The organism is Enterococcus sp. HMSC061C05, assembly GCF_001814765.1.
Lineage (GTDB): Bacteria > Bacillota > Bacilli > Lactobacillales > Enterococcaceae > Enterococcus_B > Enterococcus_B lactis.
In genome coordinates, this window is record NZ_KV817725.1 from 25,208 (window position 1) to 45,266 (window position 20,059).

Annotated in this window: 21 protein-coding genes; 15 read left to right on the forward strand and 6 right to left on the reverse strand. The window is 39.3% G+C overall.

The window, feature by feature from the left end:
• From rph to cbpB, 3 genes are all read left to right on the forward strand, one after another.
• Nucleotides 1-1,356: a ribonuclease PH gene (gene rph / locus HMPREF2988_RS01565; RefSeq protein ID WP_002309406.1), complete on the forward strand. Its 1,356-nt coding sequence runs from the start codon at nucleotides 1-3 to the stop codon at nucleotides 1,354-1,356.
• Nucleotides 1,357-1,875, forward strand: a complete 519-nt coding sequence (locus tag HMPREF2988_RS01570; RefSeq protein ID WP_070769875.1) for a metallophosphoesterase — start codon at nucleotides 1,357-1,359, stop codon at nucleotides 1,873-1,875.
• Between the two features lie 106 nt (nucleotides 1,876-1,981).
• On the forward strand, nucleotides 1,982-2,482 hold the full coding sequence (gene cbpB / locus HMPREF2988_RS01575) for a cyclic-di-AMP-binding protein CbpB (protein ID WP_002309404.1): 501 nt from the start codon (nucleotides 1,982-1,984) through the stop codon (nucleotides 2,480-2,482).
• Between the two features lie 279 nt (nucleotides 2,483-2,761).
• Here cbpB and HMPREF2988_RS01580 read toward each other — a convergent pair whose 3' ends face one another.
• A complete protein-coding gene (locus HMPREF2988_RS01580; RefSeq protein ID WP_002315101.1) occupies nucleotides 2,762-3,682 on the reverse strand; it encodes a mechanosensitive ion channel family protein in 921 nt (306 codons plus the stop codon).
• Between the two features lie 124 nt (nucleotides 3,683-3,806).
• Between HMPREF2988_RS01580 and HMPREF2988_RS01585 the strand changes: the two genes are divergently transcribed.
• Complete coding sequence (locus tag HMPREF2988_RS01585) at nucleotides 3,807-4,859, forward strand: branched-chain amino acid aminotransferase (RefSeq protein ID WP_002316226.1); 1,053 nt, start codon at nucleotides 3,807-3,809, stop codon at nucleotides 4,857-4,859.
• A gap of 112 nt (nucleotides 4,860-4,971) precedes the next feature.
• Here HMPREF2988_RS01585 and fabI read toward each other — a convergent pair whose 3' ends face one another.
• Entirely contained in the window at nucleotides 4,972-5,727 is a 756-nt protein-coding gene (gene fabI / locus HMPREF2988_RS01590; protein ID WP_002295795.1) for an enoyl-ACP reductase FabI, read from the reverse strand.
• A gap of 218 nt (nucleotides 5,728-5,945) precedes the next feature.
• On the opposite strand from fabI, the gene fabZ reads away from it, so the two are divergent.
• Nucleotides 5,946-6,386, forward strand: a complete 441-nt coding sequence (gene fabZ, locus HMPREF2988_RS01595; protein ID WP_002309395.1) for a 3-hydroxyacyl-ACP dehydratase FabZ — start codon at nucleotides 5,946-5,948, stop codon at nucleotides 6,384-6,386.
• Nucleotides 6,387-6,511: 125 nt separating this feature from the next.
• On the opposite strand, the gene HMPREF2988_RS01600 is transcribed toward fabZ, so the two are convergent.
• Nucleotides 6,512-7,267, reverse strand: coding sequence for a peptidylprolyl isomerase (locus HMPREF2988_RS01600; RefSeq protein WP_070769876.1), 756 nt, complete (start codon nucleotides 7,265-7,267; stop codon nucleotides 6,512-6,514).
• Nucleotides 7,268-7,455: 188 nt separating this feature from the next.
• Between HMPREF2988_RS01600 and HMPREF2988_RS01605 the strand changes: the two genes are divergently transcribed.
• A complete protein-coding gene (locus HMPREF2988_RS01605) occupies nucleotides 7,456-8,550 on the forward strand; it encodes a DUF871 domain-containing protein (protein WP_002315099.1) in 1,095 nt (364 codons plus the stop codon).
• A 162-nt stretch (nucleotides 8,551-8,712) separates the two neighbouring features.
• Nucleotides 8,713-9,648, forward strand: a complete 936-nt coding sequence (locus HMPREF2988_RS01610) for an alpha/beta hydrolase (RefSeq protein WP_024635159.1) — start codon at nucleotides 8,713-8,715, stop codon at nucleotides 9,646-9,648.
• Nucleotides 9,649-9,733: 85 nt separating this feature from the next.
• Here HMPREF2988_RS01610 and gap read toward each other — a convergent pair whose 3' ends face one another.
• On the reverse strand, nucleotides 9,734-10,744 hold the full coding sequence (gene gap, locus HMPREF2988_RS01615) for a type I glyceraldehyde-3-phosphate dehydrogenase (RefSeq protein WP_002309387.1): 1,011 nt from the start codon (nucleotides 10,742-10,744) through the stop codon (nucleotides 9,734-9,736).
• A 288-nt stretch (nucleotides 10,745-11,032) separates the two neighbouring features.
• Between gap and obgE the strand changes: the two genes are divergently transcribed.
• The 7 genes from obgE (at nucleotide 11,033) to HMPREF2988_RS01650 (ending at nucleotide 18,408) form a co-directional block, all read left to right on the forward strand.
• Nucleotides 11,033-12,346: a GTPase ObgE gene (gene obgE, locus HMPREF2988_RS01620; protein WP_002295805.1), complete on the forward strand. Its 1,314-nt coding sequence runs from the start codon at nucleotides 11,033-11,035 to the stop codon at nucleotides 12,344-12,346.
• 164 nt (nucleotides 12,347-12,510) lie between these two features.
• Nucleotides 12,511-13,098, forward strand: coding sequence for a hypothetical protein (locus HMPREF2988_RS01625; protein WP_002309384.1), 588 nt, complete (start codon nucleotides 12,511-12,513; stop codon nucleotides 13,096-13,098).
• Between the two features lie 174 nt (nucleotides 13,099-13,272).
• Nucleotides 13,273-14,214, forward strand: coding sequence for a ribonuclease Z (gene rnz / locus HMPREF2988_RS01630; protein WP_002313806.1), 942 nt, complete (start codon nucleotides 13,273-13,275; stop codon nucleotides 14,212-14,214).
• Nucleotides 14,211-14,999 carry an SDR family NAD(P)-dependent oxidoreductase gene (locus HMPREF2988_RS01635; RefSeq protein ID WP_002329154.1) on the forward strand — a complete coding sequence of 263 codons (789 nt, stop codon included), beginning with the start codon at nucleotides 14,211-14,213 and terminating at the stop codon, nucleotides 14,997-14,999. The genes rnz and HMPREF2988_RS01635 overlap by 4 nt, the downstream gene beginning before the upstream one ends.
• The gene (locus HMPREF2988_RS01640; protein ID WP_002390566.1) at nucleotides 15,000-15,443 is read left to right on the forward strand and encodes a LapA family protein; all 444 of its coding nucleotides are present in this window, start codon (nucleotides 15,000-15,002) and stop codon (nucleotides 15,441-15,443) included.
• A gap of 141 nt (nucleotides 15,444-15,584) precedes the next feature.
• On the forward strand, nucleotides 15,585-17,882 hold the full coding sequence (gene recJ, locus HMPREF2988_RS01645; RefSeq protein ID WP_070769877.1) for a single-stranded-DNA-specific exonuclease RecJ: 2,298 nt from the start codon (nucleotides 15,585-15,587) through the stop codon (nucleotides 17,880-17,882).
• 13 nt (nucleotides 17,883-17,895) lie between these two features.
• On the forward strand, nucleotides 17,896-18,408 hold the full coding sequence (locus HMPREF2988_RS01650) for an adenine phosphoribosyltransferase (protein WP_002295813.1): 513 nt from the start codon (nucleotides 17,896-17,898) through the stop codon (nucleotides 18,406-18,408).
• 221 nt (nucleotides 18,409-18,629) lie between these two features.
• Here the strand turns inward: HMPREF2988_RS01650 and HMPREF2988_RS01655 are convergent, their stop codons facing one another.
• On the reverse strand, nucleotides 18,630-18,848 hold the full coding sequence (locus tag HMPREF2988_RS01655; RefSeq protein WP_002297436.1) for a hypothetical protein: 219 nt from the start codon (nucleotides 18,846-18,848) through the stop codon (nucleotides 18,630-18,632).
• 178 nt (nucleotides 18,849-19,026) lie between these two features.
• Nucleotides 19,027-19,650, reverse strand: coding sequence for a transcriptional repressor LexA (gene lexA, locus HMPREF2988_RS01660; RefSeq protein ID WP_002309378.1), 624 nt, complete (start codon nucleotides 19,648-19,650; stop codon nucleotides 19,027-19,029).
• Between the two features lie 146 nt (nucleotides 19,651-19,796).
• Between lexA and HMPREF2988_RS01665 the strand changes: the two genes are divergently transcribed.
• Entirely contained in the window at nucleotides 19,797-20,048 is a 252-nt protein-coding gene (locus HMPREF2988_RS01665; protein WP_002309377.1) for a DUF896 family protein, read from the forward strand.
• The last annotated feature ends 11 nt before the right edge of the window (nucleotides 20,049-20,059 follow it).

Below are 20,059 nucleotides of genomic sequence, written 5' to 3' on the forward strand. Positions count from 1 at the left end.
ATGCGTCATGACGGGAGAAAAGCCCAAGAGCTTCGTAAACTGGAGCTTCAAACAAATGTTTTCAAATATCCAGAGGGATCGGTTGTGATCCGTTTTGGTGATACAACAGTTATTTGTTCTGCAACAGTAGAGGATTCTGTACCTCCCTTTTTGAGAGAAACAGGAACAGGGTGGGTAACAGCTGAATACAGTATGCTACCTCGAGCAACGAGTACGAGAAATCGTAGAGAAAGCAGCAAAGGAAAACTTTCTGGTAGAACAATGGAAATCCAGCGTCTTATTGGTCGCTCCTTGCGTGCAGTAATAGACTTGGAAAAGCTGGGAGAGCGTAGTATCATCATAGACTGCGATGTGATCCAAGCGGATGGCGGAACTAGAACAGCTAGCATCACTGGGGCATTCGTCGCGTTGAGACTAGCAATTGAAAAGCTTTTAAGAGAAAAGGAATTGTCAGAAGATCCAATCAAAGAGCATCTTGCTGCAGTTAGCGTAGGGATCTTGCCGGATGGGACTTGCGTGACAGATTTGGACTATCAAGAAGATTCCGCAGCACTTGTAGATATGAATCTCGTGATGACAGAATCAGGAAAATTCGTGGAGATTCAAGGAACTGGAGAAGAAGCAACGTTTGATGGAGAACAGTTGAATGAAATGCTCTTTTTTGGAAAAAACGCGATTGAAGATTTGATCAAAGAGCAAAAACATGCTTTGCTAACAGAATTTGCTCAAGATAATGAGCGGATAGAAGAAACAAAAACAATCATCATTGCGACAAGAAATCCAGGAAAAGCAGAAGAGTTTCGAAATATGTTCAAAGAAGCGGGATATCATGTAAAAACATTACTTGACTATCCTGAATTGCCAGATGTGGAAGAAACTGGCAGCACATTTGAAGAAAATGCCCGATTAAAAGCAGAAACGATTGCACAATTGCTTGATCAACCAGTCTTAGCAGATGATTCAGGTTTGAAAGTGGATGCGTTAGGCGGTATGCCAGGAATCTATTCTGCACGTTTTGCAGGGGAACAAAAAAGTGATGCGGGGAATAACGCCAAATTATTATATGAATTGACAGATGTGCCGGATGAAAAAAGAACAGCACAATTCCATTGTACATTAGTATTCGCGGCACCCAAAAAAGACAGCCTTGTAGTAGAAGCGGAATGGCCCGGTCGAGTAGCCCGTATACCATCTGGCGAAAATGGCTTTGGGTATGATCCTTTATTTATCCCAGAAGGTAAGAAACAAACAGCAGCAGAATTATCGAGCGAAGAAAAAAACAAGATCAGTCATCGGGCTCAAGCAATGAAAAAATTGAGTGCCGAGTGGAAACAATGGCTGGAAGGAGAGAGATAGATGCGGTATTTAGTAGTAAGTGATAATCATGGAGACAGAGAGATCCTCGTTGACTTAGTAGATCGTTATCGTTCTGAAGTGGATATCTTTTTCCATTGTGGTGATTCGGAATTAGAAGCTTCTGACCCATTATGGGATACATTCCAAGTGGTTCAAGGTAATTGTGATTATGGACCAGGATTCGAACAGAAAAAAGTGATCCAAACTGGTCAGGATACAGTATTCATGACTCATGGCCATTTATCGAATGTTCGATTTGGTTTGACACAGTTAGCAATCGAAGCTCGAGCTGCAAATGCCGATATGGTGTTTTTTGGTCATACCCATCAAATAGGCTGTGAGATGGATCAGAAAATCCTGTTTTTGAATCCTGGAAGTATTTCTCAACCTAGAGGCCCGATCCAAATCCCATCATATGCTCTTATTGAAAGTTTAGATGACCAAATTTCTGTTCAATACTATAACCGTGCCCATCAGGCAGTTGAAGAGTTGGCCTTTTCTTTTTCAAGAGAGTGCTGAATAAAAAAACTCTAATTTTTAATAAAAATAAGCTTTATTTTATGAATTTTGCATCCGGTTTCGGTAAAATAGTAGTGTTGAATGAAATAGAAATGGAGGCCATCAGATGATTGGACCTATAGTAAGAGAAATGCTGCTGGAAAATCAGGAAACGTTTTTGATTCCTGCAGAAAATGTGGCAAATGTTATGTATCATCATCCATTATCCCATGGTTTACTTGTCTTATCGAAGGTCGGTTATTCCAAAATTCCTGTATTAGGAAAAGATGATCACTTTGTAGGACTAGTAAGTTTATCAGATGTGGTCAATAAAATGATTGACTTGCAAACAATCAGCATGGATCCGTTAGAAGGACTAACAGTTGCTGATGTAACAGAAACGGATGTTCCGACGATTGATGAAAATTGGGAACTAGAAGAAGTACTCCATTTGTTAGTTGATTCGCCTTTTTTACCGGTTGTCACAGAAGAACGGGTTTTCAAAGGAATCATCACAAGGAAAGAGCTGCTTAAAGCCGTAAACTTCATGGTGCATGAATTAGAACGTCGCAATATATTGTCTCCGAAGATCGAAGAATTAAAAGAACAAATCGATATTGTGAGCTAAAGAACGAGAAACTGAAAGATAATCAAAAAATAAGTAGAAACAAAAGCGTACCAGTTTTGACTTTATCTTGAAAAAGAGGCTGGGACAGAAGCGTTTAACTTCAAGAAATAAGAAGGAATTCACGAAAATTGCTTTTCAAATTTTTGTGAATTTCAGCTTATTTCCGAAGGAGTTGCTTCTGCTTCCGCCGTTTATACGTGTTTAGAGCGTGAGACAAAAGTGTTCTTTACTTTTGTCCCACGCTCTTTTTAGTGAGATCCGTTGCATCGTTTGTCCAAATTATTTTCCGACAGCAATTGGACTGTTCGGAATCGTGAACCCAGAAGCTGTCAATTCTTTGACATAGGAGCTCAAAAACTCTTCTTTTAAGGCATATTGTTTTCCGTTCAATGCGTAGCAGACCGTTCGAATAGCAAAATTACTATTACCAAGATCCACTAAACCAAAGATGGAAGGTTCAGTTTGAAGCTCTTCTTGGTATTTTTCAGCTAATGTATGATTTACTCGATCAATGATCTCATAGATTTTGTCATATCCTTCTTCAGGAACGATCCGGATATCTAAAAGTACTTGCATATTTGCACGAGAGAGATTGCTGATCGTGGTGATGTTTCGATTCGGGATGAAATGGACAGTACCATCCGTTGCTTTCAGCTGAAGGGTACGGATACCAACAGATACGACGGTTCCTTCAATCGTTAAGTTTGCTAACTTGATGTAGTCTCCAACATCCATCTGTTGTTCCATGATAATAAAAAATCCGGTAATAACATCACTCATGAACCCTTGGGCACCAAGGCCGATCGCCACACCTGCAATTCCGGCACCAGCCAAAAGTGAACCGATCGGTACACCGATAGCAGATAAAATTGCATAGATAAAGAAGAAACCAAGGGTATAATGAAAAATAGTATTTAAAAGACTATGTAAAGTCTTTAACCGGCTCTCGTTTAGAATGGCTTTTTTAGAATACTGATTAAAAGACTTATCAATCAGATATTTTCCCACACGGTGAAGAATCCAAAAAAGGACGATCAAAAAAATCAGATATAAACTTTTTTGGATAAAGGCAGCCAAAATGGCGTCCCAATCAATCCCGTCCCAAAACCGCTGAAACGCATTTACTTTGCTGACAGCTTGATCTGTCAATGTCTCGCCAGAAGAGTCTGTCGTACCGGCAGTTGCTAATAATGAAAACATAAAATCCTCTTTTCTAAAATTTGATTCTTTCTGTATTGTACCAAGAAGTTTTCAAAAAAGGAAATAGCAAAAATAACTATAATAAAGGAAAAAGCTGAAAATAAAATGACAAATAATATGGATAATGATAAAATGTGGAGAAAATAACGAAGGTGGTAAGTATATGCAAATCGATTGGAACAATTTAGGATTTTCTTATATCAAAACTCCTTGGCGTTTTATTGCCAAATGGAAAGACGGACAATGGGAAGAAGGGGAATTGACAGAAGATAATTACCTGACGATTCATGAAGGCTCTCCAGCGCTTCATTATGGTCAGCAATGTTTTGAAGGTCTAAAAGCTTATCGTCGTAAAGACGGGAAGGTCAATCTCTTTCGACCTGAACAAAATAGTCGGCGGATGAATCAAAGTGCTAGACGCTTGCTGATGCCGATGGTCCCTGAAAAAATGTTCGTTGATGCTGTTAAGCAAGTGGTAAAAGCAAATGAAGCTTTCGTGCCTCCGTATGGAACAGGCGCTACATTATACTTGCGTCCTTTACTGATTGGGGTCGGTGAAAACATCGGTGTCCATCCTGCTCCAGAATACTTATTTGTCGTCTTCTGTACGCCAGTAGGAGCGTATTTCAAAGGTGGGCTAAAACCAACGAACTTTATTGTATCTGATTACGATCGTGCTGCTCCTAAGGGAACTGGCGCAGCAAAAGTCGGCGGAAATTACGCAGCAAGTTTACTTCCAGGAACAGAAGCAAAAGAACTGGATTACTCAGATTGTGTTTATCTTGATCCAGCCACACACACGAAAATCGAAGAAGTAGGGGCAGCAAATTTCTTTGGGATTACGAAAGACGGAAAATTCATCACCCCGCAATCGCCATCTATCTTACCAAGTATCACGAAATATTCTTTGCTGCAATTAGCTGAAGAACGACTAGGACTTCAAGCAATAGAAGGAGATATTTTCATTGATGATCTAGATCAATTTGCAGAAGCTGGTGCATGTGGTACAGCGGCTGTTATTTCTCCAATCGGTGGGATCTACCACAATAACAATCTGCATGTATTTTATAGCGAAACGGAAGTAGGACCAGTAACAAAGCGGTTGTATGATGAATTGACAGGTATTCAATTCGGGGACATAGAAGCACCAGAAGGCTGGATTGAAGTCGTGGAGTAATTTCAAAGTAATAAGTTGAAAAAACGTAAAAAAAGAAAAAAATCAGGAAGAGACTTTAAAAAGTTTTTTCCTGATTTTTATATGTTTTACTTTAAAGAATGTAACAAAAGGATTATGAAAGATGGACACCTTTGTCAACGTAGATAATATCACCGATGATCCCGCTGGAAAGAGGACTGATCAAGAAAGCACAAGCATTACCGACTTCTTCGATCGTTACACCTTGCTGATCAGGCGTACGAGATTCAGATAACTGGATCAGTTTTTGATAGTCCTTAACCCCTGTAACAGCTAATGTTTTGATTGCTCCAGCTGAAATACCATTGACTCGGATGCCTTTAGGTGAAAACTCAGCTGCCAAATAACGGATAGCTGCTTCAAGAGAAGCTTTCGCGATACCCATCATATTATAATTCGGGATTGCGCGCTCTGAACCTAGATAAGTCATGCTAACGATTCCGCTATTTGGTGCAAGAAACGGTTGTGCGTATTTTGATACAGCAATCAAAGAGTAGCTACTGATATCTTGAGCTAATTGATAGCCGTCTCTGGAAATATCAGACACATTTCCGGACAATTCTTCTTTGTTGGCGTAAGCAACTGCATGGACAAGGCCGTGGATCTCTCCAGCATATTCACCGATGGCATTCATTGCTTTTTCGATGCTTTCGTCGCTAGAAACATCACATTCTACCGTGAATGCTTCTTCGCCGACCAATTTGACTAATGATTTTTTCATTCGTTCATTTTGGTAAGTATAGATAATCTCTGCCCCTTGTTTCAACATTGCTTCAGCGCACCCCCAAGCAATGCTTTTTTTGTTAGCGACGCCCATGATGACGATTTTTTTTCCTTCTAGAAATGACATAATGACTCTCCTTTGTTTCTGATAAAAATTTGATAGTCGTAAAAAATAGAGAATAATAGCTAAAATAACTTCTTGATTTCTTAATTATTAGTCAAAATGTTTTGATTGTCAAACTATTTTTTCTTAAATTAAAAAAAGATTGCTAAATATTTAGGAATATGATACTTTGATAGTCAAAGTAATGAAAATGGCAATCGCCTGAAAGAAGGAGTTTAATTATGTCTTACGTATTATCTGCTACTGAAGTAATGGACTTGATCCCTAATCGTTATCCTATTTGTTATATTGATTATGTAGATACATTAGAACCAGGAAAAAAGATCGTTGCGACAAAAAATGTAACGATCAATGAAGATTTTTTCCAAGGTCACTTTCCTGACAATCCAGTGATGCCGGGTGCGTTGATCCTAGAAACACTGGCACAAGCAGGTTCGATCCTTATCCTAAAATCAGAAGAGTTCCTAGGAAAACGAGCTTATATCGGTGGAATCAATAAGGCCAAATTCCGTCAAAAAGTTGTTCCAGGAGATGTACTGAAATGTCATTTTGAAATCACCAAAATGAAGGGGTCAGTCGGTACAGCGTTATCTGCAGCATATGTAGATGATAAAAAAGTCTGTGAGTGTGAGTTCACGTTCATCGTCAACCAAAATGCTTGAACATAAAAAAGTTGTTATAGAAAAATAGAAGGATGCTTACTTGCTTTCTTATGTAAAAAGAAGACGTCTGAATCTAGCACATTTTGTCATATTTGCTAGATTCAGACGTCATTTTTATGTTCTGTTTATTTTGCTTCTTGCAGTATATTGATTTTATCAATTTTTACTTCTTCTTTTGGTTTGTCTGAACTATCTGTTTCGACATTTGCAATAGCATCCACGACATCCATTCCTTCAATCACTTGACCGAAGACAGTGTACTGACCATCCAGGGAAGGATAACCGCCGTTTTTATAAGCATCGATAATCGCTTGAGGGTAATCATCTTTTAAAAGGCCATCATGCATATCATCTGAATTTTGGACGATAAAGAACTGGCTGCCGTTACTGTTAGGATCTTGTGAGCGAGCCATAGATAACGCACCTCTTATGTTGTAAAGGTGGTTGTTGATCTCTGTCTCAAATCCTTCTCCCCAAATGCTTTCGCCTCCAGTGCCATCGCCTTTAGGATCACCGCCTTGGATCATGAAATCTTTGATGACGCGGTGAAAAGTCAGGCCATTATAGTAACCATCTTTTGCGTGTGTCATAAAGTTTTCAACTGCTTTAGGTGCATATTCAGGGAATAATTTGATTTTGATTGTGCCTTTATTTGTCACCATTTCGACTAAATCCTCGTTTTCAGCTACATCTTTCGTCAATTGTGGCAATTCCAATGCATTCAAATCGACACTACTGGCAGTTGTACTTTCCGCAGTGGATGTACTCTTTGAACTTTCAGCCGATGAACTAGGAGAAGTCGTACTGTTTGCGGAACAACCAGCAGCAAACAATAATGCTGCAGCTAAACTAATACTTAAAATAACTTTATTTTTCTTCATAACTATTCCTTTCCAATTTACTGTTTTGTTATCTTTAATGATAACAAAATAGAGGAGAAATACCTACTTAAATTATTGGAATTTATCATTTATTTTAAAAGAAAAAGAAAAGGTGTAGACCATTTATTTTGTCTTTGCTATAATGTAAGTGGATACAAAAACGAAAAGATGCAGGAGGAAATGGTAATATGGGAAAATTAGGAATCTCGATTTATCCAGAACGATCAACATTTGAAAAGGACAAAGCGTACTTGGATTTAGCTCATAAGTATGGGTATAAACGGGTTTTTACCAGTTTACTGCAGATCAACGACGACAAAGAAAAAGTTCTTTCAGAATTTAAAGAAGTAGTTGATTATGCGAATAGCCTAGGCATGGAAGTAATGGTAGATATCAATCCAGCGTTATTTGAACAGTTGGAGATTTCTTACGATGACTTATCCTTTTTCCATAAGATGGGTGCCTATGGAGTTCGCTTGGATATCGGGTTCACCGGAGCAGAAGAAGCAAAAATGACGCGTAATCCTTTCGGTATCAAAATCGAGATCAATATGAGTTCGGGCACGAATTATGTTGACAACATCATGAGTTATTCGCCAAACACGGATAATTTATTAGGTTCTCATAATTTTTATCCTCATCGATATTCTGGTTTAGGCTACGACCATTTTGTTTTTTGTTCAGAAAAATTTAGAAAATATAATTTGAATACGATGGCGTTCGTCAATTCGCAATCCGCTGAGTTTGGCCCTTGGCCTACACAAGATGGCTTGTGCACACTAGAAGACCACCGAGACCTTGAGATTGCTACACAAGTGAAGCATTTGATCCTTACAGGGCTGATTGATGATATTTCTATTGGAAATGCGTATGCAAGCGAAGAAGAATTGAAAGAAATGGCAGCAGCATTTAATGCAGATTATCCAACATTGAAAGTAGATACGGAAGAAGGGATTACAGAAAACGAACGAATCTGCTTGTTTGACAATCTCCACAGTTATCGAGGAGATCGCTCAGAGTATATCCTTCGTTCGACGATGACTCGTGTATATTATAAAGAAAAAGATTTTCCACCTCACAATACGCGAGATATGCATCATGGTGATGTGCTGATTGATAATGAAGGGTATGGTCAATATAAGGGAGAAACACAAATCGCCTTGAAGGACATGAAAAATGATGGACGGGTCAATGTTGTAGGAAGAATTTCTGATGACGAACTGTTCCTCCTTGACTTTTTGAAACCTTGGTCAAGCTTCAAATTAATTGAAAATAAAAAATAGATAATGAGTTGCTGCAGAAATAATCCGCTAGAAATAGCCAGTTATTTCTGCTTTTTTATTTTGCTTTTTTATAGGTTATAAAAATGAACATTGCATAGTAGAGATTCTTTGATTATACTAATTCAAGGTTAGATGAAAAAAGAGAAATGAGATGGATAATTTATGAAACTTTGGATGAAAATCCTTCTAGGTGTTGCCCTAGTTCTAATCGTTGCGCTATTGTTTGCAGGGAATTATTTTTATAATTATGCTGTCGTGCCGTCTGAGAAAGACTTTTTAGATGAAGATACACCAGGTACAACACAGACATCCAAAGAAACGGATGCACATAAGTGGTTTAGTTCAAAAGAGAACCGAAGCAATTGGACAATCACTTCGAAAGACGGTCTGAAATTATCAGCGATTTATCTTCCTGCTGAAACGAAAAGTGAAAAAACAGCTCTAGTTGCTCATGGCTACATGGGAGATGCTGAAACGATGACCAATTATGCAAAGATGTTCCATGATATGGGCTACAATGTCCTTGTTCCAGATGCAAGAGGGCATGGAAAAAGCGAAGGGGATTATATTGGATTTGGATGGCCAGAGCGCAAAGACTATGTGCAGTGGATCAACAAAGTGTTAGAAGAAAATGGAAACTCGCAAGAAATCGTTCTATATGGTGTCAGCATGGGGGCAGCAACTGTCATGATGACTAGCGGAGAAAAATTACCAAATAACGTAAAAGCAATTATTGAAGATTGCGGTTATTCTTCTGTCCATGATGAGCTTGCGTATCAGCTAGACGATATGTTTAGTCTTCCAGCGTTTCCGCTTATGCAAGTAACGAGTCTAGTGACAAAAGTCCGTGCCGGCTACTTTTTCGGTGAGGCAAGTGCAGTGGATCAATTGAAGAAAAACCAGCGTCCGATGCTATTTATACATGGAGACGCAGACACATTTGTACCATTTGAAATGTTGGATAAGGTTTATCGTGCAACGAAGGGGCCAAAAGAAAAGTATGTTGTAAAAGGAGCCGAGCATGCGGAAGCATACAAGACAGATCCTGAAAAGTATCAGCAAGTAGTCCAACAATTTTTAAACCAATATGTTCATTGAACTAGTTTAAATGCAAGAGGATAAAAAGAAACAAGCCTTTGACTGGACCCAGTCAAAGGCTTGTTTTATTGTTTGATTTATTAAATTACAAGTTAGCGAATTTTTCTAGTAAGCGAATCATTTGGCAAGTGAATCCGTACTCATTGTCATACCATGCAACAGTTTTGACAAGTTGGAAATCGCCAGCAGTTGTTACTTCTGTTTGGGTTGGATCAAAGATTGAACCTTGAGTTGTGCCAATGACATCGCTAGAAACGATTTGACGATCATCATACCCAAATGAAGGATTGTCAACTGTGTGTTTTTTGATTGCTTCATTTACTTGATCAGCAGTTACTTTGGTTTTCAATACTGAAACTAATTCAGTTAATGAACCATCAACGACTGGAACACGTTGCGCATGTCCTTGTAATTTTCCTTGTAACTCAGGGATAACTAAGCCGATTGCTTTTGCAGCACCAGTAGAATGTGGAATAGTGTTGTCAGCAGCTGAACGAGCAGCACGTAAATTACCGCCTCTTACTGGTCCATCTAACAGCATTTGGGTTGAAGTGTAGGCATGGACTGTTGTCATTGTACCAACTTCGATCCCAAATTCATTATTCAAGAAATAAGCCATAGGTGCTAAACAGTTTGTTGTACATGAACCTGCTGAGATGATTCGGTCGTTTTCATCTAATGTATCATCATTGACGTTATAGACGATAGTTTTCATTGCACCAGCTGGGGCAGAAATAACTACTCGTTTGACACCAGCATCTAAATGCGCTTTCGCTTTTTCTTCAGATGTATAAAAACCAGTACATTCTAGTACGATATCTACACCGTTTTCTTTTACCCAAGGGATTTTGCTTGCGTCGGGTTCTGCATAAACACGTGTTGCTTCGCCATCCACTACGATTGAGTCTTCTGTTGCAGTAACTGTGCCAGGATAAGTACCGTGAGTAGAGTCAAATTGCAATAATTGTGCTAACATAGTTGGACTTGTTAAGTCGTTGATTGCTACTACTTCAATATCATCTGATACTTCTTTGATGCGGCGGAAAGCCAGACGGCCGATACGCCCAAATCCGTTAATACCTACTTTTACTGTCATATCAAAAGTTCCTCCTTTATTAGGGGTGCTATGAAACGGCATCCTCAATTAATACAATTAATACACTGTTATTCTGCTACGCAAAGCATATTTTGTCAAAAAATTATACTCGATAGCAGAAAAATGGTTGGAAACCTTACCAAATAATAAAAAAAGAAGAAGGCAATCAATCTTTTTGCTGAAATGATAGACAAAAACAGATTTCACCGATAAAATAAGGAAGACTTTTGTTTATTGTGGAAATTCAGGCAGTCAAATAAATAAATTGAATAATAGGAGGACTTAATTATGTCCATGTTTTTAGATCAAGTAACGATCGATGTGAAAGCTGGCAAGGGCGGAGACGGAATGGTTGCATTTCGTCGCGAAAAATACGTTCCTGACGGCGGACCGGCTGGTGGAGACGGTGGTCGTGGCGGTGATGTCATCTTGATCGTCGATGAAGGTTTGCGTACATTGATGGACTTTCGTTTTAATCGCCATTTCAAAGCGCAGCCAGGTGAAAATGGAATGAGTAAAGGGATGCACGGCCGTGGTTCAGAAGATACCTATGTGAAAGTACCGCAAGGAACCACTGTCCGAGATGCAGAGACTGGTGCTCTTTTAGGAGATTTGATTGAAAATGGTCAAACACTAGTTGTGGCGAAAGGGGGACGTGGCGGACGAGGAAATATCCGGTTTGCCTCTCCTCGGAACCCTGCACCGGAAATTGCTGAAAACGGGGAACCAGGACAAGAACGAAAAATCGAACTGGAATTGAAAGTATTGGCAGACGTTGGGCTTGTAGGCTTTCCATCTGTTGGAAAATCGACTTTGCTATCTGTGATTTCATCTGCTCGTCCAAAGATCGGCGCTTATCATTTCACGACACTCGTCCCTAACTTGGGAATGGTTACTACAAGTGATGGCAGAAGTTTTGCCGCAGCAGACTTGCCAGGGTTGATTGAAGGAGCTTCGCAAGGTGTTGGACTAGGTACACAATTCCTTCGTCATATCGAAAGAACGCGAGTTATTTTACATGTGATCGATATGAGTGGGATGGAAGGACGAGATCCTTACGAAGACTATCTTGCCATCAACAAAGAATTATCTACTTACAACTTACGCTTGTTAGAGCGTCCGCAAATCATCGTGGCTAACAAAATGGATATGCCGGATGCACAGGAAAACCTAGTGAAATTCAAAGAACAGCTGAACAAGGAAAAAGAAGACGAATTCGCTGATGATATCCCAGTATTTCCAATTTCTGGAGTGACTCGACAAGGATTGGATGCGTTATTGAATGCTACAGCAGACTTGTTAGAAGTAACGCCAGAATTCCCATTGTACGAGGAAGAACTGGAAGAAGAAACTGTACACTATGGATTCAATCCAGAAGGCCCTGAGTTCCAAATCGATCGTGATTCAGATGCAACGTGGATCTTATCCGGTGAGAAGATCGAAAAATTATTCCAAATGACGAATTTCGATCATGATGAAACGGTAATGCGTTTTGCTCGTCAATTACGTGGTATGGGTGTGGATGAGGCACTTCGGGCACGTGGGGCGAAAGATGGCGACCTTGTCCGTATCGGTGAATTTGAATTTGAATTTGTCGAATAGGCAAACAAATAAAAACAAATACCAAAAAATATAGTTTCAAATCTAAGGGGAGTATGGCTGAGGCCATTCTCCTTTTTTATTGGGTAGGAAAGAGTGCTTTTCTTTTCTTATTTTACAATTAAAGGTAAAATAAATAACAAGAAGGTATGAAAGGGGCGTTTTCAATGAGCAAGCGAGTAATCATTTTAAATTTTCAAGTAGAAAGCCAAGCATATCAGGCATTTTCGGAAATCAAAAAACTACATGCTGTTCGTTCGATCAAAGGAGAACAGATGGCCGTTGTCAGCCATGATCCCAATGGAACCCATCAATTCAAAATAGAAGATTTTATCGACTTTACTGGGAATAACAAATCTTCTACTGGTGGGTTGATTGGTATGTTGGTTGGTGTATTAGGTGGGCCGCTGGGGATTTTATTAGGATGGTTTGCTGGAGGGATGATCGGTGCGACACAAGATGCAAAAGAAATAAAAGATGCTCAGACTGTGTTCGACTTTGTAGGAAATAAAATCGGTGAAGGAGCTACGGGGCTGATTTTGATTGCGGATGAAGAAGACAATCGTCCATTGAATCAATTAGTGATGATGGAATTAGGCGGAGAAATTACCCGTTTGGATTATGAAGATGTCGAAAAAGATGTGCATGATGCGAAGGAAGCCGAAAAGCAGGCGAAAGAAGCTGCCCAAAAGACTTGGGAGGACAAACATCCGCAATCTTCCGATGACAATGAGAGTTCCGAATCTTCAAATTAATAAAAACAGCAGAGAATCTCAAAAGGGTTCGCTGCTGTTTTTACAATGGAGTTTAAAGAAAACGTTATCACAGAGGAACATCGTTTTTATTTGAAGCCTTTCTCGACTTACGGTTGATTATCCTATCTTTTTCCCCTAAAATTAAAGAGGAACTTAAAGAAAGTCAGGTAGATTATGGAATTACAATTTTTAGGAACAGGCGCAGGTGTTCCTGCAAAACATAGAAATGTGACAAGTATAGCATTGAAACTTTTAGACGAACGTAATGAAGTTTGGTTATTCGACTGTGGTGAAGGCACGCAAATGCAGATTTTGCGAACGACTATCCGTCCGAGAAAAATCGGTAAAATTTTCATTACACATTTACACGGCGATCATATTTTTGGGCTTCCCGGACTCATCAGCAGCCGTTCATTTCAAGGTGGGGATACGCCATTAGAGATTTACGGGCCAAAAGGGATAGAGGAATACATAAAAGTCTCTTTAGGCATTTCGCAAACACGGTTAAGTTATCCGCTGAAATTCATCGAGTTAAATGAAACAGACCCGATTTTTACTGATCAGCAATTTTCTGTTTATGCAAAAAAACTAAATCATGGAATCGACAGTTTCGGTTATCGTGTGGTTGAACATGATCATAAAGGAGAATTGCAGGTGGATCGTCTGAAAGAATTAGGCATTCCGGCTGGACCACTGTACGGCAAGCTGAAGCAAGGGGAAACGATCCAACTAGAAGATGGTCGGACGATCAATGGAAAAGATTTCGTAGGCCCAAATAAAAAAGGGCGGATCGTGACTATTTTAGGCGACACGAGAAAAACACATAATTCTGTTGTGCTTGCGGAAAACAGTGATATTTTGGTACATGAAAGCACATTTAATAAAGATGAAGCAAGAATGGCGCATAACTATTTCCATTCTACGACTCATCAAGCTGCTGAAGTTGCAAAAGAAGCGCAGGCAAAACGGCTGTTGCTTACTCATATCAGTGCAAGATATTTAGGAAAAGCAGCTCTAGAGCTTGAAAAAGAAGCAAAAGAAGTGTTTGAAAACACGACGATCATGAAAGATTTTGATAGCATTGAGATACCATTTCGTGAGGAGGATGAGGCATGAATTTAGAAGATAAAGTTGTTTTAGTAACAGGTAGTTCAGGTGGTCTAGGCGCGCAAATCTGTTATGAAGCAGCAAAGCAAGGAGCAATCGTTATAAGTTGCGCACGAAGAATGGCATTTGTAGAAGGTGTCAGAGATGAGTGCAGACGCTTGAGCGGCAAAGAGGCTTATGCTTTCAAAGTAGACGTCAGCGATCCTTATAGTGTGGATGAACTATATGAAAAAGTAATGGAAGAAGTTGGACGTGTCGATATTCTGGTAAACAATGCTGGATTTGGTATTTTCGAGGACTTCCTTACATTCGATCTTGGAAAAGCGTACGATATGTTTGAAGTCAATATCTTAGGAATGATGGTTTTGACACAAAAATTTGCGATCGATATGGCAGAAAGAAGACAAGGACATATTATTAATATCGCCTCAATGGCTGGGAAAATGGCAACTGCAAAATCAACGGTTTATTCTGCCACGAAATTTGCAGTCCTTGGCTTTTCCAACGCCTTGCGATTAGAATTGAAACCACTTGGTGTAGCTGTTACGACAGTAAATCCAGGTCCAATCGAGACAGATTTCTTTGACAAGGCTGATCCAAGCGGAAGCTATTTGGAAAAAGTCGGGCAAATCGTTTTAGAACCTACTAAGTTGGCAAAAATGATCGTCCGCAATATGAGACATCCAAAACGAGAAATCAATCAACCGTTTATTTTAGAAGTTGCATCAAAATTTTATACGCTGTTTCCAACGATTGGTGATTATTTAGCCAGCGGAATTTTTAACAAAAAGTAGGTGGAGGAATTGAAAAAGCAAAGCAATGTGATTCTTGGATTTATCTTAGTTTTGATTATTGTTCTTTTTGCTGTATTGAACAATAAAAATGTCCCTGTAAGTTTTGGCTTCACTTCCTTTTCTGCACCGTTGATCTTAGTGATTATCGGTTCTGCGCTGATTGGTGCACTGATTGTATTCTTAACTGCTTCGGCAACACTATGGCAGCAAAAAAAGCAAATCAAGCAGCTGACTCAGGAAATATCAGAATACCAAACAGATCTGCAAAAGAAAATTGAAGAAGCAAAAGAAGAACAACAACGCGAGTTTAGAAACGAACGCGCAGAGTTAGAAGCTGCTTATCAGGCGGAATTACAAGCGAAAACAGCACAAATCAGTCAATTGAAAGCACCGGAAGAACAAAAAACGCAAGCGCCAAAACAAAGCTTCAATTATTTTGACTAATAGGGATATTTCATAAATGGTCGTATAAAAGATCGGGTCCTGCTGAACATCAGTCTAGCGGATCTGATCTATTTTTATTCTTTCTTTCTGCTTTTTTTTGCTGATTTCCTTTGCTATAATAACTAAGTTAGGAGTGAGAAAGTGAGACAAGCAAATTTTGATTGGAAGTTAAGCGAGACAGAGCCTTCTGAATCCTTTCTCCAAATGATCCGTGAATTGAAATTATCTCCATTTGTCGGTAAGTTACTGTGGCAAAGAGGTTACCATGAGGAAGAGGATATCAACCGATTTTTACATCCAAAAGAACAAGAACTACATGATCCGTATCTGATGCACGATATGGATAAAGCAATCAGTCGAATACAAGAAGCTGTAATCAGTGGAGAAAAAATCCTCGTTTACGGTGATTATGATGCAGACGGAATCACCAGTGCAACGGTAATGAAAGAAACACTGGAATTACTTGGTGCAGAAGTAGAAGTATTTTTGCCAAATCGATTTGAGCATGGGTATGGACCGAACCAATCGGTATACCAAGAAAAGATCCAAGAAGGCATCCAGCTGATCATCACTGTTGATAACGGGGTAGCAGGAAATGATGCGGTAGCATATGCTCAGCAAGCTGGTGTAGACGTGATCATTACAGACCATCACGAGCTACCTGAGAAATTACCAGACGCCTATGCGATTGTTCATCCTCGTCATCCAGCGGGGCAATATCCATTTCCAGATCTGGCAGGAGTCGGAGTAGCATTCAAAGTAGCTTCTGCATTGTTGGAAGAACCACCTGCAGAATTTTTGGATTTAGTAGCGATAGGAACGATCGCCGATTTAGTTTCATTGACTGATGAGAATCGAATCCTTGTTGCATTAGGAATCGATGCCATCCATCATTCAGAACGGATAGGACTTCAGGCGCTGTTTGAAGAAAGTGGCGTAAAAATGAGAGATGCAGACGAAACAACGATCGGCTTTTCGATTGCGCCCAGACTAAATGCTATTGGTCGGATGGGTGACCCGCGACCTGCCGTTTCATTGCTTGCAACGTTTGACGAAGAAGAGGCATCCATTCAAGCAAAAAAATTGAATGAAATCAATGAAGAAAGAAAAGCAATCGTAGAGCAGATAACAGAAGAAGCATTAGCAATGGTCAATAAGGAGAATCATATCCATCTATTGGTAAACCGAGGATGGCATGAAGGTGTTTTAGGTATTGTTGCAGGAAAAATAATGAACGAAACTGGTAAACCAACGCTTGTTCTTACTTTAAAAGAAGACGGATCAGCTAAAGGTTCTGGACGTAGTATTGAAGCCTTGAACCTTTTTGAAATGCTTGACCAGATGCGGGATTTATTTACTTATTTTGGAGGACATCATGCAGCAGTCGGGTTAACGATGCCAAGTGAAAATGTCACAATACTACAGGAGAAGATGAACCAATATATAGTCGATCGTCAAATCGATTTGACAAGAGGACCTGAATTAAGAATTGATGAAGTGCTACTTCCGAATGAAGTAACAGTAGAGCGTATTGATGAACTAAAATTATTAGCGCCATTTGGTACAGATAATCCTTTACCTCAATTTTTATTTCGGCAAGTCCAAGCAGCGAATGTCAAAAGAATCGGAGCAAACCAACAGCATCTGAAATTTGTCCTTTCCGATGAATCTAGTCAGCTTGATGCGGTCGCTTTTGGTTTTGGAACTCAAGAAGAAGAACTACTGAATAATCTAGTAGATGTAGTAGGAAAGCTTTCGATCAATGAATGGAATGGACGTAAGAAACCGCAACTGATGGTATCTGATTTTGCAGTAGGTGGTCTGCAGGTATTTGATTGGCGGGCAAAACGTTTCCGTGAAGAGAGCCGAACATCTGAAGACAGTCTTTATTTAGCTTTTGATTCTTCGACGTTGAAATTCGTGCCGGAGCGCATCCAAGAAACGGCGATTGTTTTCGAAGGAATGGATTCTATACACGCAGTAATTGAAAAAAGAAAACCGAAATCTCTGGTTATTATGGATTGTCCAGAGGATTTAGCAAAGCTGAAAGAAGTCTTTGGGTCTTATTCATTCAATCGTGTTTATCTGATGGGGATTTCACCTGATGAGGCTTATTTGAATGGGGTAGGCACAAGAGAACAGTACGCAAAATTGTTTAAATTGATCCATTCTCAAGAACGAATAGATATACGTCATAAAATAAAAGCAGTAGCTCAATATTTGCGTATCCCTGAAAAATTATTAATTTTTATGATACAGGTGTTTTTTGAATTGAAATTTGTTACAATAGAGAACGGTGTTTTACAAAAAGTCGCCAGCCCAGAAAGTCATCCTTTGACTGAGAGCAAATTATACCAGCGGCGGCTAAATAAAATCAAAGTTGAGGAATTTTTGCTTTTGAGCGATATTCCTACCATAAAGAAATGGTTAACAACCTAGGAGGAAACAAAGAGTGGATTTAAAAGATTATATTGCCAGTATTCCCGACTATCCGTCAAAAGGAATTGTGTTCCGAGATATTTCCCCGCTGATGGCAGATGGTGACGCTTATCGGGAAGCTACGAAGCAAATCGTAAATTATGCAAAAGAAAAACGAATTGATATGGTAGTTGGACCAGAAGCACGTGGGTTCATCGTAGGATGTCCTGTTGCTTATGAGTTAGGAGTCGGTTTTGCACCAGTCCGCAAAAAAGGAAAATTACCTCGAGAAACCATCGAAGTGACTTATGGATTAGAATATGGAACAGATACATTGACATTGCATAAGGATGCCATTAAACCAGGTCAGCGTGTGTTGATTTGTGACGATTTGCTGGCTACTGGTGGAACGATCAAAGCGACAATCGAACTGATCGAACAATTAGGTGGTGTAGTCGTAGGCTGCGCATTTTTGATCGAATTGATGGATCTCCATGGACGTGACAAAATCAAAGGATACGACATTATTACATTAATGGAATATTAAGCAGAAAAAGCGATTTATGATTTATAATTTATAAAGAAGCGATTTTGAAGCGACCCTCAAAAGTCAGATAGGCACTCTGACGCTTGAGGGTCGCTATTTTTTTATAAATGGAACCAGTCAAAGTCCAGTAAAGGTTCGAAAAAAAGGATGTGACCGATTTTTGTCACACCCTCATAAAAGTTTAACTTTTTGTCTTTTGAACAATTAGCAGTCAATCCTCATTATGATTGCCTGGATCTGTAGTAGGGTTCATGATAGAAATGATCTTCATGAATTCTGCGCCGCTCAGATTGACGGTACTTCTTTTCATCCCACAACATGAACCACAAAGTAAATAACGGAACAAACACAAGTAAAGCTGGACGTATGCCGAAATTACCAATAATAATACCTAAAAACAAAACAGTTAATACTAAGCCAAGACGTCTCATTGATTTCATGAATTCTCACCTCGTTAATTTATACGAACAATTGTTCGTATATTTAGTATACGAATATTTGTTCGGTTTGTAAAGAGGGAAGTGATAAAAATTTGAAAGAAGAAGAACTTGGGCGAAAAAAGAGTTTGAGACAATGGTCTCAAACTCGGTTTTAAACAATTTTCTTTTTTAGTACTAATTAATAGATATGACTACGATAGAGCCCTACTACTCGTCCTAATATAGATACTTGATCTAAAATGATTGGTTCGAGTAAGTCGTTTTCAGGTTGAAGACGGAAGTAGTTTTTTTCTTTATAGAATCGTTTGCAAGTCGCTTCATCCTCTGCAGTCATTGCAATGACGATATCACCGTTTTGTGCAGTTTCCTGCTTCCGAACGATCACGTTATCGCCATCCAAAATTCCAGCATTGATCATACTATCTCCACGAATCGTCAGCATAAAGAGACTGCCTTCTTCAGAAGAAAGATTAGGAGGGATCGGAAAGAAGTCCGAAGCATCCTCTACTGCTAAAATTGGTTCTCCAGCTGTTACTACGCCAAGTACTGGAATAGTTGTTGGACGAATCCCAATCTTTTCTAAACCTTGTTTTGTCAACTCGATTGCACGAGGTTTCGTCGGATCTCTTTGGATAAACCCTTTTTTTTCAAGCCGTGCAAGATGACCGTGAACAGTAGAAGTAGAAGAAAGCTGAACAGCTTCCCCGATTTCACGGACAGTTGGCGGGTATCCTTTTTGGGTTACTTGTTCATGGATATAACGTAAGACTTCAATTTGTCTTGATTCAGTTTGTCGGGCCACAAGGTACACCTTCTTTCACTTGATAAATAAATAGTACCATATAAAAAGCGCTAAATCAAACGAATGTTCGTATTTTATTTAGTTTATCTAGTTGTTTTTTTTTCAGTTTTTATATAATATGAAGGAGAGTAAAAGGAGGGCTGAGCATGCTGTCACCTGAAAAAATAGAGCGGATCAATGAACTCGCACGTAAAAAGAAGGAAAATGGTCTCTCGAAAGCCGAAGAACAAGAACAAATCAACTTGCGCAAAGAGTATTTGGAAGCTTTTCGTTCCGGTATGCGTCATCATATCGAAGGAATGAAAATCGTCGATCCTGAGGGCAATGACGTGACCCCGGAAAAATTAAAAGAAATCCAAAAGAAAAAAGGCTTACACAACCGAAATGACAACTTTTAGTAAAAAATACT